This is a genomic window from Paraburkholderia sp. UCT31, from assembly GCF_014397655.1.
In the GTDB taxonomy this organism is placed as follows: Bacteria; Pseudomonadota; Gammaproteobacteria; order Burkholderiales; family Burkholderiaceae; genus Paraburkholderia; species Paraburkholderia tuberum.
Genome location: NZ_VZQP01000004.1, coordinates 58,800 through 75,454 on the forward strand (window position 1 = coordinate 58,800; position 16,655 = coordinate 75,454).

At 60.6% G+C, this 16,655-nt stretch carries 14 protein-coding genes; 6 read left to right on the forward strand and 8 right to left on the reverse strand.

Features of this window, described 5'->3' with window-relative positions:
• Nucleotides 1-8 precede the first annotated feature (8 nt).
• Both F6X40_RS03805 and F6X40_RS03810 read left to right on the forward strand, forming a co-directional pair.
• On the forward strand, nt 9-572 hold the full coding sequence (locus F6X40_RS03805) for a GAF domain-containing protein (RefSeq protein WP_187626883.1): 564 nt from the start codon (nt 9-11) through the stop codon (nt 570-572).
• Nucleotides 569-1,825 (forward strand): MFS transporter, encoded by a 1,257-nt coding sequence (locus tag F6X40_RS03810; RefSeq protein ID WP_184068231.1) that lies wholly within the window; start codon nt 569-571, stop codon nt 1,823-1,825. The genes F6X40_RS03805 and F6X40_RS03810 overlap by 4 nt, the downstream gene beginning before the upstream one ends.
• A gap of 98 nt (nt 1,826-1,923) precedes the next feature.
• Here the strand turns inward: F6X40_RS03810 and F6X40_RS03815 are convergent, their stop codons facing one another.
• From F6X40_RS03815 to F6X40_RS03840, 7 genes are all read right to left on the reverse strand, one after another.
• Nucleotides 1,924-2,259: an RcnB family protein gene (locus tag F6X40_RS03815; RefSeq protein ID WP_184023606.1), complete on the reverse strand. Its 336-nt coding sequence runs from the start codon at nt 2,257-2,259 to the stop codon at nt 1,924-1,926.
• A gap of 408 nt (nt 2,260-2,667) precedes the next feature.
• Entirely contained in the window at nt 2,668-3,927 is a 1,260-nt protein-coding gene (gene arcA / locus F6X40_RS03820; RefSeq protein ID WP_187626884.1) for an arginine deiminase, read from the reverse strand.
• Between the two features lie 56 nt (nt 3,928-3,983).
• Nucleotides 3,984-5,405 (reverse strand): basic amino acid/polyamine antiporter, encoded by a 1,422-nt coding sequence (locus F6X40_RS03825; RefSeq protein ID WP_184023610.1) that lies wholly within the window; start codon nt 5,403-5,405, stop codon nt 3,984-3,986.
• Between the two features lie 527 nt (nt 5,406-5,932).
• Nucleotides 5,933-7,276: an ATP-binding protein gene (locus tag F6X40_RS03830; protein WP_187626885.1), complete on the reverse strand. Its 1,344-nt coding sequence runs from the start codon at nt 7,274-7,276 to the stop codon at nt 5,933-5,935.
• Complete coding sequence (locus F6X40_RS03835) at nt 7,273-8,013, reverse strand: response regulator (protein ID WP_184005401.1); 741 nt, start codon at nt 8,011-8,013, stop codon at nt 7,273-7,275. Before F6X40_RS03835 ends, F6X40_RS03830 begins: the two co-directional genes overlap by 4 nt.
• Nucleotides 8,014-8,020: 7 nt before the next feature.
• The gene (locus tag F6X40_RS42105) at nt 8,021-8,143 is read right to left on the reverse strand and encodes a hypothetical protein (protein ID WP_260336473.1); all 123 of its coding nucleotides are present in this window, start codon (nt 8,141-8,143) and stop codon (nt 8,021-8,023) included.
• Complete coding sequence (locus F6X40_RS03840) at nt 8,140-8,511, reverse strand: GFA family protein (RefSeq protein WP_090810665.1); 372 nt, start codon at nt 8,509-8,511, stop codon at nt 8,140-8,142. The genes F6X40_RS42105 and F6X40_RS03840 overlap by 4 nt, the downstream gene beginning before the upstream one ends.
• 568 nt (nt 8,512-9,079) lie before the next feature.
• Here F6X40_RS03840 and F6X40_RS03845 point away from each other — a divergent pair.
• Nucleotides 9,080-10,123: a patatin-like phospholipase family protein gene (locus F6X40_RS03845; protein WP_184045135.1), complete on the forward strand. Its 1,044-nt coding sequence runs from the start codon at nt 9,080-9,082 to the stop codon at nt 10,121-10,123.
• 2 nt (nt 10,124-10,125) lie between these two features.
• Nucleotides 10,126-11,622 (forward strand): GntP family permease, encoded by a 1,497-nt coding sequence (locus tag F6X40_RS03850; protein ID WP_187626886.1) that lies wholly within the window; start codon nt 10,126-10,128, stop codon nt 11,620-11,622.
• A gap of 123 nt (nt 11,623-11,745) precedes the next feature.
• On the opposite strand, the gene F6X40_RS03855 is transcribed toward F6X40_RS03850, so the two are convergent.
• On the reverse strand, nt 11,746-13,149 hold the full coding sequence (locus F6X40_RS03855; protein ID WP_167368809.1) for a replication initiation protein: 1,404 nt from the start codon (nt 13,147-13,149) through the stop codon (nt 11,746-11,748).
• A 1,046-nt stretch (nt 13,150-14,195) separates the two neighbouring features.
• Here F6X40_RS03855 and F6X40_RS03860 point away from each other — a divergent pair.
• A complete protein-coding gene (locus tag F6X40_RS03860; RefSeq protein ID WP_187626887.1) occupies nt 14,196-15,407 on the forward strand; it encodes a ParA family protein in 1,212 nt (403 codons plus the stop codon).
• On the forward strand, nt 15,404-16,378 hold the full coding sequence (locus tag F6X40_RS03865; protein ID WP_184068209.1) for a ParB/RepB/Spo0J family partition protein: 975 nt from the start codon (nt 15,404-15,406) through the stop codon (nt 16,376-16,378). Before F6X40_RS03860 ends, F6X40_RS03865 begins: the two co-directional genes overlap by 4 nt.
• Nucleotides 16,379-16,655 lie beyond the last annotated feature (277 nt).

Sequence of the window (16,655 nt, forward strand, 5' to 3'; positions counted from 1 at the left end):
CAAACGCGATGCAAATGATGCAAGGCAACCTGACCGAACCCGCACCGCACGATACGCAGATGCTGGATATCGCAGACCTCGAGCGTCTCGCGCTGGCGATGCGCCTGAAGAACCAACCGCTCGAGCTGTTCCGCGCGGTTCACGCGGTGGCGGCAAAGGCGATAGGCCTAAGCCTGTTCACGATCATGTCCTACGATGCGCGGCGTCACGAGGTCGAACGGGTCTACACGAACATGCCGGACATCTATCCACTGGGCGGCCGCAAAAAGAAGCAAGGCACCGCGTGGGCGCGACAGATACTTCAGGATCTGAAGCCGTTTCGTGCCGCCACGTCGCAAGGCATTCGCGAGGCCTTCGACGATCACGCGGTGATGACAGGTATCGGTCTCGGCTCGATCCTGAACATTCCGATCGCCTATGATGGCGTGTGCATCGGTACGATGAACCTGACCCACAAGGAAGGCTGGTACACCAGCCGTCATGAAAGCATAGGCCTCCTGATCGGCGCCTTCCTTGTCCCCGCTCTACTCAAGCAGAATACGGCATCCCCCGCTTGCGCCGCCCGTTCATGAAAACACCATCCGACCTGCAAAACTATCGAGCGGTGACCCATTCCGCCGTCTCGCAAGGCCGCTGGGTGCTGGTCTTCGTGCTCGCCTACCTCGCGCTGATCGCCGATGGCGCCGACGTGATGATGTACGGCCTCACCCTGTCGCGCATCAAGGACGACTTCGGGCTGACCAATGTCGAAGCGGGCGCGCTCGGCAGTCTGACCTTGCTCGGCATGGCGATCGGCGGCATTGTCGGCGGCTGGGCGAGCGATCGTCTCGGCCGCGTGCGGGTCATCGCATGGGCGCTCGCGCTGTTCTCGCTCGGCGCGGGAATGCTCGGGTTCACGCACAGCTTCGTCGAATTCGCGGCGGTGCGCTTTATCAGTTCGCTCGGCATTGGCTGCATGGTGCTGGTCACCACGCTCGTAGCCGAATATGTGCCGACAGAACGGCGCTCGCTGGTACTCGGCATGCTGCAAACCGGCATTTCGGCCGGCTATATCGTCGTGATCGCACTCAGCAACTGGATCCTGCCGCAGTACGGCTGGCGCACGCTGTACTACGTGTCTGCCGTGCCGGTGCTGCTCGCATTCGCGATCAAGTTCGCGGTGCCCGAACCGGCGGCATGGCTCGCGAGCCGGGCTGCCGACCATGCGAGCAAAACGCGGCTCGTCGACAATCGCTACGCGCAGATTTTCCGCGACCGCCAGGCGCGCACGATGTTCATCCTGTGGACCTTCGCGTCAGTCTTCGTGCTGTCCGGCTTTTACGGCCTGAACAACTGGCTGCCGACGTATCTCGAGAAGGAATTGCACATCAAGTTCAGCTCGCTGACCGGCTATATGATCGGCACATACGTGGTCGCCTTCATCGGCAAGATCTTCGCGGGCTGGCTCGGTGACCGCTGGAGCCGGCGCGGCGTGTACGTGCTCGGCTGCATCGGTGCGGCACTCTTTCTGCCCGTGATCATTTTCTGGCACACCCACGACAACATTTCCACGCTGATGCTTGTCTTCGGCTTTCTGTACGGCGTGCCACTCGGCACGATCGGCACATTCATGTCGGAGAGTTTTGCGACGTCGGTGCGCGGCACCGCGGTGGGCGGCTCGTATAATCTCGGGCGCTTCTGTTCGGGGGCGGCGCCGATCGTCATAGGTTTTATCGCGACGCAGTTCTCGATCGGACTTGGTTTTCTCGTGGTCGGCGCGGTGTTCTTTTTGAGCGGCGTGACTGCATTGTTCGTTCCCGACCGGCTATACGACACGCAGCATTAAATCGACGCGAAAATGACGAAATCATGTCGTGTCGATGAATGGCCCAGGTTCCGGCGCTAAAACTGGTCGCCGGATAGCCCGGGCACCAAGAGGAAGCATTACTGCGTTCCGGCGACAATGTCTGAAATGGTCCAGTTGTTCGTCGTTACGAGCACATAGTCGCCATTGACACCCAGCCATTTGTGCCCGCGCGGCGGCGCGTTGAGGCCATGTCCGCGCCAGTCGTCCATCATGAAGTTGTAGTTACGGTATTCGGCCGGCACACGTTGACCTTTATGCCAGTCACGGTGCGGAATCGTCGGCATCACCTGCTGACGGCCCGTACCGGCCATCTGGCCGCCGCCCTCGTCCTTGGGGGGCCCAGCCGCAATCGCGAGCGCGGACATACCGGCAAATGACAAGGCGACGAGTTGCGCAACAAAGCGATTATTCATATTCGAACCTCCGTGCGGTGGAAGAAAGCTCCGAGCATTCACGCGATTGACGTGAAACGTGATCGTCCAGCTACTCGCAGATTCATTAACTCGAACTTCATTGCAGCGATCGCTGGTCTATCGAATGTAATCCTTGCAAATCGCGAGATATCAATTCGATAATTCAGGCGCGAAGTCGTTAAAAAGTATAGTAAAAGGAAGTTCGACTTCAAGCCGGACCTGCCCACCACTACCGCGTGCGTCAACCCGGCGATTAGCGGGGCGATTCGATTCGTCGCGTCGATCATCTGGACGGATCGCGCCGTTCCTGGCGGCGGCGGAAGCGCACGCGGCGCAGTCGCCCGCTCGCCACTTCAGCGAGCGGGCGACACTTTGCCAGTCACCGGCCAGATTGATTCGCTTGACTGATCAATAGTCGACCGCATCGCGGATGATCGGGCAGGTCATGCAGTGACCGCCGCCACGTCCACGGCCCAGCTCCGCACCGACGATCGTAATCACCTCGATGCCCTGCTTGCGCAACAGCGTGTTCGTGTACGTGTTGCGGTCGTATGCATAGACGACGCCCGGGGACGCGCACACGAGGTTCGCACCGCTATCCCACTGCGTGCGCTCGCGTTGATAGTCGCTGCCGCCCGCCTCGACCACGCGCAGATGCTTCAGCCCGAGCGCCTCGGCGACGACGTCGGTGAACGGCTTGTTTTCGGCGTGCAACTCGACGCCGCTCGGATGGCTGCTCGGCCGATACGAATAGGTGCGCGTCTTCGCCATGAAGTCCGGGGCGACCAGTACGCAATCGCGATCGGCGAACGTGAACACGGTATCGAGGTGCATTGCCGCGCGAATCTTCGGCATCGCCGCGACGATCACGCGCTCGGCCGCGCCCTTCTTGAACAGCATTGCAGCCAGTTGACTGATGGCCTGCCGCGAGGTGCGCTCGCTCATGCCGATCAGCACGGCGCCCTTGCCGATCGGCATCACGTCGCCGCCTTCCAGCGTGGCGAGACCGTGGTCCTGAGTCGGGTCGCCCCACCACACGTTGACCTTGCCCGCGAAATCGGGGTGGAACTTGTAGATCGCCGTGGTCAGGATCGTCTCTTCGTGGCGGGCCGGCCAGTACAGCGCATTCAGCGTGACGCCGCCATAGATCCAGCACGTCGTGTCGCGCGTGTACAGCGTGTTCGGCAGCGGCGGCAGCAGATATTCGGTGCCGCCCGCCGCTTCTTTCGCGACCTCCAGCGCCTTGCCGCCATGCGCTTCCGGGAAGTCGTGAGTGGATAGCCCGCCAATCAGCGTTTCGGCAAGCTTACGATTGTCGAGCCCTTGCAGATAGCTTCTCAATTCATCGATAAAGCCGAGGCCGACCTGATTCGGCACCACCTGGTTGTCGAGAATCCACTTCTTGCCTTCGGGCACCGCGACCGTTTCGGCGAGCAGATTGTGCATCTCCACCACTTCGACGCCGCGGTCGCGCATCTTCGTGACGAAGTCGAAGTGGTCGCGCTTCGCGTTCTCGACCCACAGTACGTCGTCGAACAGCAGTTCATCGCAATTGCTCGGGGTAAGACGCTGATGCGCGAGCCCCGGTGCGCAGACCATCACTTTGCGCAGCTGCCCGACTTCCGAGTAGACACCCAATTCACCCGCTTTCGCGTCCGTGTTCGCCATGATGATCTCCTGAATGCCAATGTTGGCCCGCTCTGTTCAATCGGATTTCATTAAAGCTAAATCGCGATCCTTCCGGTTACGAGGCCATAGATGCCGATGATCGCGCCAATGATCGCAACGATAAAAATGATCCAGTCGGAAACGATGAAGACATTCTTGTTCTGCTCGCGCCGAGCCCAGATATAAAGCGCCGTTCCCGGCGCATACAGCACGGCGGAAAGCAGAATGAATTTCAGGCCACCCGCCCAGATCATGAAGACCGTATAGATCGAGGCGATTGCGGCCATGATGAAGTCACGCCGGCGCTCGTCGGCGCGCACGTCGTAACCGTCGCCGCGATTCGCGTTCATGCAGCCGAACACCGCGACGAAGAGGTACGGAATCAACGACATCGCGCTCGTCAGATTCAGCATCAGCGCGAACGCATCGCGCGAGAAGTAGGTGCTGATGACGAGCAGCTGCACCACGATGTTGGTCAGCCACAACGCATTGGCAGGTACCTTGTTGGCGTTTTCCCTCGCGAATACGGCGGGCATGTCTTCGGTCTTTGCCGCCGTGAACAACACTTCGGCGCAGATCAGCGACCAGGCGAGATAAGCGCCCAGTACCGAAATCAGCAAACCTATGCTGACGAAAACCGCGCCCCAATGACCGACCACCGCTTCGAGCACCGCCGCCATCGACGGCTGCCGCATGGCCGCGATGTCGGCGCGCTGGAGCACTGCGTAAGGCAGCATCGTCACGAGCACCATCAGCGAGGTCACGACGACGAAGCCGAGAATCGTCGACTGGCCGACATCGGAGCGCTTCTTCGCATAACGGGAATAAACGCTCGCCCCTTCGATACCGATGAACACGAACACCGTGACCAGCATCGTGGCCCGCACCTGCTCGAGGATATTGCCTTCGAGTCCTCCGCCGTAGAGGTTGGCCTGGAACAGGTCCAACCGGAAGCCGAAGATCAGGATCACGATGAACACCAGAATCGGAATGACCTTGGCGACCGTGACGATACTGTTGATGAAGGCCGCCTGCTGCACGCCCTTCAGGATCATGAAATGAAATAGCCAGATGCCGATCGATGCAACGACGATCGCGACGACCGTATTGCCGTCGCCGAACACGGGAAAAAACGCGCCGAGTGTCGACTTGATCAGCACCCAGTAAGAAACGTTGCCGATACAGCTACCGATCCAATAGCCAAATGCGGAGAGAAAGCCCGGATAATCGCCAAAGCCCGCTTTCGCATACGCAAACACGCCGGCGTCCAGTTCGGGCTTGCGTTCCGCCAGCGCCTGAAACACGCGCGCCAGCATATACATGCCCGTGCCCGCAATCAGCCAGGCAATCACGGCACCCACCGGACCGGTGGCATTGGCAAAAGTGCGCGGCAGGGAAAAGATCCCGGCTCCGACCATGCCGCCCACCACCATCCCGGTGAGTTGCATTTTTGACATCTTTTGTGGAGTGGACGCCATTCGGATTCCTTTTAGTTACCTTTTTAACAAGGATCTGTAATCAGATTCGAACGAAACGTGTCTCTCGGCCAATCTTGCTGTTGATCAGCCGCGCTACTCTGCAACCACCACACGAAAAGAATGGTCTGTCCGTTGGCGTTTGTCAATTTATCGAAGACAAGGTAACGGACTGTGGCTCGCTATGCGATCGAATCCATCGATGCTGCGTTGCCGAATCTGGTTGAATTTGCGAATTAACAATTCACCACGCATCTGAATCGCTCGCATCGATAAGTCGCTTTGAATATCGATGATTTAACAATGATGCGACCTGCCGCATCACCGCACCGGTTTTCTCAAATGATGGGGAATCGCTGAAACGAGCTGAACCGGTGGTCGTTCAGAACTACTGAGAAGCACCAGAGCCACAGCTCGAAATGGCGCGCGGGGGTCATTAATAGTCCAAACCCGATGGCGATTTCGTAATGGCGGGCTTTGTGAATTTTTCTGACGGAATCGCCCGCGTGTCCGCGCCGCAAGAGGTCCAACTATGACTCGCGCAACTTCCTCAACGTCAGCCGCGCTTCGAGACCGCCGCCGACGCGGTTGTGCAGCGTGAGCGTCGCGTCCATCGCGAGCGCGAGTTGCCGCGCGATCGCGAGCCCCAGCCCCGTGCCGCCCGTTTGACGATTGCGCGACCCTTCGAGCCGCACGAACGGCTCGAACACCGTCTCCAGCGACTCGACCGGAATGCCGGGACCGCGATCGAGCACCGACACGGTAGCCTCGCCATCGTGCAATGCCCCGATATGGATCTGCGCGGCGCCGCCGTACCTCAGCGCGTTATCGACCAGATTGCCGACGATGCGCTTCAACGCCTGCGGACGCATCGTCAGCGACTGGCCGAAGTGGCCCTGCAGTGACACTTGCTGACCCGCGTCGACGTAATCGCACACCAGGCTGTCGAACAGCGCATCGGGATCGATGCGGCGCGGCACCTCGGTCGTGCCATGCATCGTGCGCGCATAGGTGACCCCTTCCTTGACCAGCGCCTCCATTTCCTGCAGATCCTGGCGCAGCTTTGCGGCCTCGCTGTCGTTGTCCATCGTGTCGACACGCAGACGCATGCGCGTGATCGGCGTCTGCAAATCGTGCGAAATCGCCGCGAGAATCTGCATGCGCTCGGTCATGTAGGTGGCGATCCGGTCCTGCATCGCGTTGAACGCGCGCGCGGCGCGCGCCACTTCGGACGGACCGGCTTCGCGCAGACGCGCGGCCTTCAGGTCGGGGCCGAGCGTGTCGGCCGCGACTGCGAGCTGATTGAGCGGGCGCGTCGCGAGCCGTACCGCCAGCCAGCAGCAGGCCGCGAGCACGAGCAGCTGCAGCGTCAGCACGAGCGGCAGCCAGCGCGACAACGGGGCGCCGGGCATTGGCCGCAGGTCGATGGTGAGCGGCGTGCCGTCGCTCAGTTTCAGGTGCACCTGCAGACGCTCGCGATCGCCCGGCACTGCGTTGACGGTCAACGGATAACGCGTGCCGATGCCATCGCCGATCGACTGCGCGACGCGCGCCGACAGGCTCGCGTCGACCGGGGTGCCTGGCACGCCCGGGCCGAGCACGAACTCATAGCTGCGCCGCGCGAGCCGCGGCAGCCACTGGGCGCGCTCGTCGGGCGGCAGATGATCGAGCAGCGCGACCGAGCTCGCCACCTCGCGCTCGATGTAGCCCATCATGATGTTGGTCATCGTCTGGTCGCGCTCGGTCATCGTGAGCCAGAACGACAGCGCCTGCGCGAGCGCGAGCCCGACGAACAAAATCACCGCGAGCCGCGCGAACAGCGTGCGCGGCCAATGCGGCCAGCGCAGCAACGACGGTGATGGAGATGCGCTCATTCCGGATCTCCGATCGCGGTCACGGCCGCTGAAAACACATAGCCCTCGCTGCGCAGCGTCTTGATGTAGCGCGGCTCGCGCGCGCCGTCCCGCAGGCGTTGACGCAGGCGGCTCACCATCAGATCGATCGAGCGGTCGAACGGATCGGCCTGGCGTCCCTGGGTGAGGTTCAGCAACTGATCGCGCGTGAGCACGCGCTGCGGATGATCGAGAAACACACGCAACAGACGGTACTCCGCGCCGCTCAACGCCACCTCGGTTCCGTCCGCGTCGAGCAGATGGCGCGCGGTCGTGTCGAGCCGCCAGTCGCCGAAGCACAGCATCGGCGCCGACTCCGTCACCTCCATGCCGGGCGGCAGCATGCGCGCGCGGCGCAGCACCGAACGGATTCGCGCGAGCAACTCGCGTGCGGCGAACGGTTTGGTCAGGTAATCGTCGGCGCCCATTTCGAGGCCGACGATCCGGTCCGCTTCCTCGCTGCGCGCCGTCAGCATCAGGATCGGCACTGTGCGGAACTTGCCCGCGCGCAACTCACGGCACAGCACGAGGCCGTCTTCGCCGGGCAGCATCAGGTCGAGCACGATCAGGTCGGGCGCGCCGTTCTCGAGCGCGGCGCGCATCTGGCGGCCGTTGGCCGCGAGCGAGACACGCACGCCGTTTTTCTCGAGGTATCCCGCGAGCAGTTCACGGATACCGCGATCGTCATCGACGATCAGTACGTGGTCGGAGGTTTCCATCGACGGATTATCTGCTGCGGCGTTTGAGTTGCACGTCGCTCGACTGGATCAATGAACACTGCAACGGATGCGCGAGTTCGGCCGTGAAGCCGCCCGCCACGAATACAGCGATGGCAAACAGGCGTTTCATGCGTCCTCCAGCACGGAAAGACTCGCGCCATCGGCCACGCCGGCTTCGAGCGCGTAAGGATCGACCCCGTCGAGGCAGCCAATATTGACGCGCCATTGCTGCGGATCCTTGCGCGTCTGATGAAAAGGATAGATGCCGCAATGCTTGCAGAAGTAGTGTTTCGCGACCTTCGTGTTGAACTGGTATAGCGTCAGCGAATCCTCGCCACTCAGAATCTTCAACTGACTGGCGGGAAAGAGCGGTGTCATCAGCGCGCCCTTGCGGCGGCACAGGCTGCAGTTGCAACGACCAGCCGGAACGATTTCGGTGCGAACTTCGAACTTGACGGCCCCGCAGTGACAGGACCCTTGCAGCAACCCGGCGTTCATGATGCTCTCCGTGATTTGACGATGCCTGCTTTATAGCCCGGTTCATCAGTCGAATTATGTCGTAATGTATCCGGCGGCCGAGACGATACATTACATTGCAATACGCCGCGGCGATTAGCGCAAGGCGAAACAGCGAAGATATACACGCGAGTTAGCATTTAAGCGGCACGCGCAAACGGATAACGCAGATTGCATGATTGCCACCGCATTTTCGCGCTCAACCGTGCAAAGATACTCCGCCTATCCATGATTATGTGAGCGGCTTATGTAAGCGGCGCGACGCGGCGCGCCGGCCGGCCTCCCTACACGCTGTTTTTGACCGCGGCGTGACCAGCAAGCGGGCGATGACGGCCACGAGCCGGTTGCTCGCAAGCTCTGTGAATCAAGTTGAATACGCTTGACTTTTAGTCACCGGCCACTTCCAATACCAATGGTGCAGTGCGATGTTTCGCCTTTGAAACACGCCTCACCTCATTCGGTAGTTCACAGCATTGGCCAGCAGTTCATTCGTCCGCCGTGCATGCGGCGTCAGCTAGCGAAATGGAGCACTCCTCACTACGGAGTCGTCTTGGCTGCAACAAAAAACCAACCCACCCACCGCGAACCCGCCCTTATCGACCTCGCATTGCAAGGCGGCGGATCGCACGGTGCTTTTACATGGGGCGTCCTCGACCGTTTGCTCGAAGAGTCGTGGCTGCAGATCGAAGGAATATCGGGTACGTCGGCTGGCGCGATGAACGCCGCGGTGCTGGTGAGCGGCTATCAGGCAGACGGCGCGGCCGGCGCGCGCGCCGCGCTCGAAGCCTTCTGGCGGCGAGTATTCGAAGCATCGGTGTACAGCCCGTTTCGCCGAACCCCGTTCGACGTGTTGATGGGCCGCTGGACGCTCGACTACTCGCCGCTCTTCATCGCGATGGACCTCGCGGCGCGCGTGTTTTCTCCATACGACCTGAACCCGCGCGGCGTACATCCGCTGGCGAAGATTCTGCAGGACTCGATCGATTTCGCGCATCTGCGCGACGCGCCGATCAAGCTGTTCATCACCGCGACGCGCGTGCGCACGGGCCAGGCGCGTGTGTTTCGCAATGGCGACCTGACGCCTGACGTGCTGCTCGCCTCCGGCTGCCTGCCCACGCTGTTCCAGGCCGTGCAGATCGACGGTGAAGACTACTGGGACGGCGGCTATGCCGGTAATCCGACCATGACGCCGCTGGTACGCGAATGCACGTCGAGCGACACGCTGCTGATCCAGGTCAATCCCGTCGTGCGGGACGAAACCCCGCGCACCGCGCGAGACATCATCAGTCGCCTGAACGAAGTTGCCTTCAACGCGCCGCTGCTGAAAGAGCTGCGCATGATCGCGCTGCTGCGCCGCGCGGCGGACCCCGGCAGCGACGAAGGCCGCCATTGGGCGGCGATGCGCATCCATCGGATCGCGAGCGAGCTGATGACCGAACTCGGCTACTCGTCGAAGCTGAACGCCGAGTGGAGCTTTCTGACGATGCTGCGCGACGAAGGCCGGCGTGCCGCCGACGCGTTCCTCGCCGAGCACGGCGATTCGATCGGCGTGCGCTCCTCGCTGGATCTCGACGCGTTGCTCGACGGAGTCTGACCATGGAAGTCATCACCCTGTCACCGCTCGCGATCGGTCTAGGGCTTTTCGGCATGCTCGCGAGTCTCGCGCTGCTGATCGGCTTCGCGTACCGCGGCTGGACCGTGCTGCTGCTCGCGCCGTTCGCCGCGATGCTGGCCGCCGCGATTTCGGGCGAACCGATTCTCGCGCATTGGACCCAGACCTTCATGCTCAGCACCGCGCGCTTTCTCGCGCAGTTCTTTCCGTTGTTCCTGCTCGGCGCGCTGTTCGGCAAGCTGATGGAAGACAGCGGCTCCGTGAAGGCGATCGCCAGTTACATGACGGAGAAGCTTGGCGCGCATCGGGCGATTCTCGCGGTCGTGATCGGCGGCGCACTCGTCACCTATGGCGGCGTCAGCCTCTTCGTGGCGTTCTTCGTGCTCGCGCCGATGGCCACCGCCCTCTTCCAGGCCGCCAATATTCCGCGCCGTCTGATGCCGGCCGCGATCGCGCTCGGCACGTCGACGTTCACGATGTCCGCGCTGCCCGGCACACCGGCTATCCAGAACGCGATCCCGATGCCGTTCTTTGGTACGACGCCGTTTGCGGCGCCTGGGCTTGGCATCATCGCGAGTATCGTGATGGTGGTGTTCGGGCTCTGGTGGTTGTCCTTGCAGCAATCGCGCGCGAAGGCGGCCAATGAAGGATTCGACGGACTCAAGGCGGCGGTGAAATCCACCGGGGCGCCGGCCAGCGACAACCTCGTGCGCGAGCGCGCAAGCGTATCGCAGAGTTTCGATCCGGAGGAAGCGAAGCGCGGGCATGTCAGCGAGAGTCTGCCCTCGTTCGGCGTCGCGCTCACGCCGCTCGTGCTCGTCGTGCTGACGAACTTCGTGATGAACGTGATCGTGCTGCCGCGCATCGACGCCGACTATCTGGCCGAGGTCCGTTGGGGCGAGACGTCGCTTGCGGCGGTCGGCGGTGTGTGGGGTGTGTGCGTGGCGCTCACCGTCGCGATCGTCGTGCTCGTGCTGCTCAATCGGCATCGCCTGCCAGCGCTGCGCGAGACGATCGATGCGGGCGCGAATGCATCGGTGCTGCCGGTGCTCAGCGTCGGCAGTCTGGTCGGCTATGGCGCGGTGATCGCCGCGCTGCCAGCGTTCGCGCTCGTGCGCGAATGGGTGCTGGGTATCGGCGGTGGTCCGCTCGTATCGCTCGCGGTCGCCACCAATCTGCTCGCGGCGCTGACCGGCTCGGCCTCGGGCGGTCTGACCATTGCGCTCGACGCGCTCGGCAGCACCTATCTGCAACTGGCTGCGCAATACGGCATCGACCCGGCGCTGCTGCATCGGGTCGCCGTGATTTCCTCAGGCACACTCGACAGCCTGCCGCATAACGGCGCGGTCGTGACGCTGCTTGCCGTGTGTGGGTCGAACCACCGCGAAAGCTATCGCGACATCGTGATCGTCGCGATTCTCGGCGCGTTACTCGCGCTGGTGGTGGTGATCGTGCTGGGCTCACTGTTCGGGTCGTTCTGAGCGTTCTGAGCGCTGAAGTAGCAAGGGGTCTTGCACTGACGTTGCTATCCGTCAGTGCAAGACCCCTTGCTATTTGCCGGTCGGCTCAGTTTGGGCTGCTTTGCAGCCGATTTCCGGCTCACTTCACGCCGCCGCGCGCGCCGCATTCATCCGGCCGAACACGAACTGCCCCAGATACCAGACCAGCTCGGTATTCGCGAAAATCGCATCTTCGGTGACCGTCGACGGTTCGAGCTTCATCCGACGCAGCATCAGCTTGCCTTCGCGCGACGTCGTCCACGCATGCATCAGTTCCTTGCGCGTCTTCGCATCGGCGGCGTTGAAATGGTCGCGGCCCTTGCGCGAATCCTCGTTCATGCGCGCGCGCACTTCTTCTTCGCGCGTCGCGATGCTGTGCGCCACGGTCTTTCTCGTTTCGGTCTTGACCGCCTGTTCCTGCGTTTCGTCGGCGAGCAGTTTGGCCTGTACGTCGACCATCGTGCGCTCGGCGTCGGAGATCTTCCAGTTGTCGCGTAGCGCGCGCATCAGGTAGCCCGCGGGGCTCTTCTTGACCTGGCCGCGCTTGACCCTGAAGCGCGTGTATTCGACGGCCTGCTGGATGCGTTCGTCGGTCCAGAGTTCGCGGTTCTCCGAAATCTCGCTGAACTGCTTGGTCGAGAGCCCGAATTCGTCGGTGAGAATCTTGTACAGATGGCTCGCGTCGGCGAGGCTCGCGAGTACCGCGTCGGCTGTGTCCTTGCGCTTGAGCAGGAAGCGGATGCGGTCGATTTTCTTCGACGTCGTGGATGCAGTCCGCGTCTCATAGGACATCTCGACGTCCGACACTTCGTTGATCTCGCGCACCGCCGGCTCGAGCCAATCGCGCTTGAAGTATTTGAAGATGGCGGCATTCGCGCCCATTTTGCCGGGCCAGTTGCGCATTTCCTCGAGCTGGATCCAGTCGGTACGTCCCGCGGGCACGTTGGGCAAAACTTTGTCGTAGATCGCGCGCGCGAGACTGCGCGTGAACGCGGTGGAAATGCGCAAGCTCAGCCAATGCGATTTCTGCGGATCGCGGATATGCGGCACGAGCCGCGGATGGACGTCGAAACGCATACGTCCGCGATGAAAACCGACCATGCCGATCAACTGAACCTGCACCCACAGATCGTTTTCGTTGGGATCGCGGTCCGCGGGCGTATTCGTCACGCGAACTTTCGCGTTCTGAGCTTCGTCGGCGATCGTGCGCAAGTGCTTCAGGTTGCGGCTGTCGTAACGCATCAGCCACTTGAAGTAGTTGAGTTCGACGTCGTACTGATCGCGCTGCTCGGGCTCCTGCGCGACGATGAAGTACGCGGCATCGAGAAAGCGCCGCGCCGGCAGCCCCATATTGACGATTTCGGTGAAGAAATCGTTGCGCTGATAACCGATCTCGCGATTGGCTTCGTTGATGCGCAATCCCTGATCGAACATGTCTTCGAACAGCGCGAGCGCCATCTGGCGTGACGTCGCTTTCGACCTGCCCTCTTCCGGATTGTCCGCGGCCATGTTCTTCATCCACTTTTTCGCTCCCGGGACTGTAAGCATGCGGTGGTGAGCTGTCAACACACAGAACCTCACCATCAAACGACCGCGACGGAGGCCGTTTCGGCGTCCCTTCCGCGTTTCGGCACACAGAACCTCACCATGTTCACAAAGAACCTCACCTTGCGGGCGGGCGTTCGCGCGGCAAGGCCTTATGCGACGGCCCTTTCAACCTCGTTCCCAGTAGCTGCACAACCCACCTCACCTTCGTGATTTGACGCAGTGGCAAACACATCGAACCGGACCTTGGTGGGGAATCGGTCTCACCTTGCTGCACAACCAACCGCACCTCTGAGCACAGCGAACCTCACCTTTGACACAACGCACCTCACCTTTTGGAACTTAAGTGCTTGAACGAATTGAATAGTGTTTGGTTGCGTTGGTTTGTCGGTTTGTTCTCGGTTTTAAAAAAAACCTACCAACCCGGCACACACAAATAAATGCGGCTGAAGATTGCGCGATGCAGCATGGTGAGGTTGATTGTGCGAAACGTTGAATTGAGCTGCGAAGGGCTGCAGCCAAGGTGAGGTTGGTTGTGCTGCTGCGGTGATTGGCAGCCTGTGGTGACAAGCTGAACCGTGGCTGACCGCCTGGCGCCGGCGTATTGTCACCCCCGTAGGTGAGGTTGATTGTGCATTTGCGTTCTAAGTGCGGGAGCGCTCGCAGGGAGGTGGCGAAAATCTAACAATGGTGAGGTCGGTTGTGCAGAAGATCGCCGGACCGGTCTTTCAGAAAATGGGAAAGTGCACAAATGACCTCACCAAGTGCCTAAGTCTCGAGCGGGAGTGCCGGCTCCGCTACCCGGATTGCGAAGAAAGGTGAGGTCATTTGTGCCTTCGAGGACGCAGTGTTTCGAGGCTCGTTTAGTTTCCACGGCGATTCCGCAACCGAAAACGGTCTGGAAATACAGAAATTTGCAGAAAATCCGCATAAAAACAGTAATTTAAAAAGCTATTTTCAAGTATTTCCTGTATTCTGAGGTTTCTGGAATTTTATGGAAAAACCTCAGAATGGTCAGAACGAGCCAACTTCCTGCCGTAGACCGAACCGTTCACTTTGAGCAGATCAGTGAGTTCGCAGAAAAAGTCACCATCTTCACTAATGAGCTGCGTGACACGATTCTGGCTCCGCGTCCTCGAAAAACGGCTCCCGTTTTCAAGACCGGCGAGATTGCCGAGATGTGCAACGTCTCACACTCGCAGGTTCAGTATCTCGCGACAAAAGGCGACGGAGAACTGCCGTCGGGCACGGCGGCAGGCACGGGCCGTACCCGGACCTTCACGCTGGAAGAGGCGCGGATCTGGGTACAAAAGATTTCCGACATCTACCAGACTCCACTGGTCACGCGCCTGAAGGAGCCAGACGGGAAGATCATTATCACCGCGCAGCTCAAAGGTGGCTCCGCCAAGACGACGACGACGATGTGCCTCGCCCAGGGGCTGTCGCTGCGGGGACGCAAAGTGTTGGTGGTTGATCTCGACCCGCAGGCGTCGCTTTCGGAACTGTGTGGACTGTACGCGGAAAAAGACGTGACGCCTGAAGACACAGTATTGCCGTACGTCTACGACCAGGACACCGAAGGTGGCCTCGTGGGGCGGGTCCAGTCGACGTACTGGGATGGCATCGACGTGATTCCTGCGCACACGGAACTGATTGGAGCAGAGTTCCATCTGCCGGCGATGCAAAAGATGCGACCCGGTTTTCGCTTCTGGACCGTGCTTCGTCAAGGGCTCGAGCCGCTGCGCAAGAAGTACGACTACATTCTCATGGATACGTCGCCGTCGCTGTCGTACCTCAATCTGAACGCGCTGATGGCCGCGGATGCCATGGTGATGCCGATGGTGCCGGAAAACCTGGACTTCATCAGCTCGCTGTCGTTCTGGCGACTTTTCTCGGACGTGTCCAAAAGCTTTATCAAATTCGAGACGGACAAGAAGTACGACTTCGTATCGCTGGTGTTGTCGCGGGTCGATTATGGGCGGAACTCGTCGGCGCCGATCGTGCGTGCGTGGGCGCAAAGCGCGTACGAAAACTGGCTGCATTCGATCGAGGTACCGGCGAGCTCGGTGATGAGCACCGGGGCGTTGGCGTTCTCGACCGTCTTCGACATCAGCAGCAATCACAGCGCGGCCAAGTCGTTGCAACGCGTGCGGCAACCTCTCGTCGACTACTGTCGCTGGATCGACGAGATCTATTCGGAAAAATGGAGGAACGCGCAATGAGCAATATGCGAGAACAGTTGCTGGCCAAGACGTCCGGCATTCGCAAAACTTCGTCGATCAACGAGGACGAGGTGAAGCGCAGCAACCGCACGCAAACGGCGCCCGGCCTTGCCGGCGCGCTGGCCGTTGCGCAAATTCGCGTGCAGGAACTGGAATCGACTGGCGTCGCATCGCAACTGGCAGTTGCTGGCATCTTGCCGAACCCTTGGCAGCCGCGTCGCGTGTTCAACGAAGCAAAGTTAGCCGAGCTTGCGGAGTCGATCCGGGAAGTTGGACTGATGCAGCCGATCGTGGTCCGTCGTGTCGCGGACGACTATCAGATCGTCGCGGGCGAACGACGCTGGCGTGCGCACAAGATGTTGGGGCTGGACACGATCAAGGCCGTGGTTGCGGATTGCTCCGACTCGGATATGGCCGTGCTCGCAATGGTCGAAAACATTAGCCGCGACGACCTTGCTGACTATGAAATCGGCGTGGCGATTCGTCGATCGGAAACAGAGTTCCCGAATCGCAAACGACTGGCGGAAGCGATGGGATTGTCGCGGGCAGGTCTGTATCAGTTCTTGTCGTTCGACAATCTGCCGGACTTCATCAAGAAAGATCTCGATATTCAACCGCGACTATTGGGCGGGACTGCGGCGCAAGCAATTGCAGCGGCTATCAAAAAGCATGGCGAGGATGGCGTTAAAGCCGCTCGCGAAATTTGGCCTCTGTTGGTGAGAGGCGAAATGGATCAGGGCAAGGTCGCGGCGGGAATCACCGCCCTGGCGACCCGGCAGACGACGTCGGGTGGTACCAGCGGACGCAGCATCGAGAAATTTTTCGCGGGACGAGAGCACGCTGGGAGCATCACCAAGGATGTGAGTAACTTCACGATCAAGATCAAGACCGGAGTGATCACCGAGGCGCAAGAAGTTCAGATACGACAGTTGATCGGACAGATGTTCCAATCGCAGCCGAAGACGAGCTAATCGGTGGTTCGGTTGTAGTGTTAAAGGGCCCGCTTAGTGCGGGCTTTTTTTTGGGTCAATCAAATCGGTCCACCTCGAAGAGTGTCTAGAGTCTAGACACTCACTCCGCAGCCCTACCTTTGCGCCATCCGGTGTCTATCTAGACTCTAGACACTCTTGACGACGCACCCCCGATGCCGATGAAAGCGTGCCGCGTCCGCGCGAACGCACATCCTTCGTGCCTTGCACGACCCGCGGAGCGATTCGCGCAGTATTGCGTTCGCAGCGATCTCGCAGG

What these genes read in the sequence shown, in the direction of transcription:
- F6X40_RS03810 (WP_184068231.1), top strand. Translation starts at nt 569, where the DNA reads ATGAAAACACCATCCGACCTGCAAAACTATCGAGCGGTGACCCATTCC.
- F6X40_RS03860 (WP_187626887.1), top strand. Translation starts at nt 14,196, where the DNA reads ATGGTCAGAACGAGCCAACTTCCTGCCGTAGACCGAACCGTTCACTTT.
- F6X40_RS03835 (WP_184005401.1), bottom strand. Translation starts at nt 8,013, where the DNA reads ATGGAAACCTCCGACCACGTACTGATCGTCGATGACGATCGCGGTATC.
- F6X40_RS42105 (WP_260336473.1), bottom strand. Translation starts at nt 8,143, where the DNA reads ATGAAACGCCTGTTTGCCATCGCTGTATTCGTGGCGGGCGGCTTCACG.
- F6X40_RS03825 (WP_184023610.1), bottom strand. Translation starts at nt 5,405, where the DNA reads ATGGCGTCCACTCCACAAAAGATGTCAAAAATGCAACTCACCGGGATG.
- arcA (WP_187626884.1), bottom strand. Translation starts at nt 3,927, where the DNA reads ATGGCGAACACGGACGCGAAAGCGGGTGAATTGGGTGTCTACTCGGAA.
- F6X40_RS03815 (WP_184023606.1), bottom strand. Translation starts at nt 2,259, where the DNA reads ATGAATAATCGCTTTGTTGCGCAACTCGTCGCCTTGTCATTTGCCGGT.
- F6X40_RS03855 (WP_167368809.1), bottom strand. Translation starts at nt 13,149, where the DNA reads ATGGCCGCGGACAATCCGGAAGAGGGCAGGTCGAAAGCGACGTCACGC.
- F6X40_RS03830 (WP_187626885.1), bottom strand. Translation starts at nt 7,276, where the DNA reads ATGAGCGCATCTCCATCACCGTCGTTGCTGCGCTGGCCGCATTGGCCG.
- F6X40_RS03865 (WP_184068209.1), top strand. Translation starts at nt 15,404, where the DNA reads ATGAGCAATATGCGAGAACAGTTGCTGGCCAAGACGTCCGGCATTCGC.
- F6X40_RS03805 (WP_187626883.1), top strand. Translation starts at nt 9, where the DNA reads ATGCAAATGATGCAAGGCAACCTGACCGAACCCGCACCGCACGATACG.
- F6X40_RS03840 (WP_090810665.1), bottom strand. Translation starts at nt 8,511, where the DNA reads ATGAACGCCGGGTTGCTGCAAGGGTCCTGTCACTGCGGGGCCGTCAAG.
- F6X40_RS03850 (WP_187626886.1), top strand. Translation starts at nt 10,126, where the DNA reads ATGGAAGTCATCACCCTGTCACCGCTCGCGATCGGTCTAGGGCTTTTC.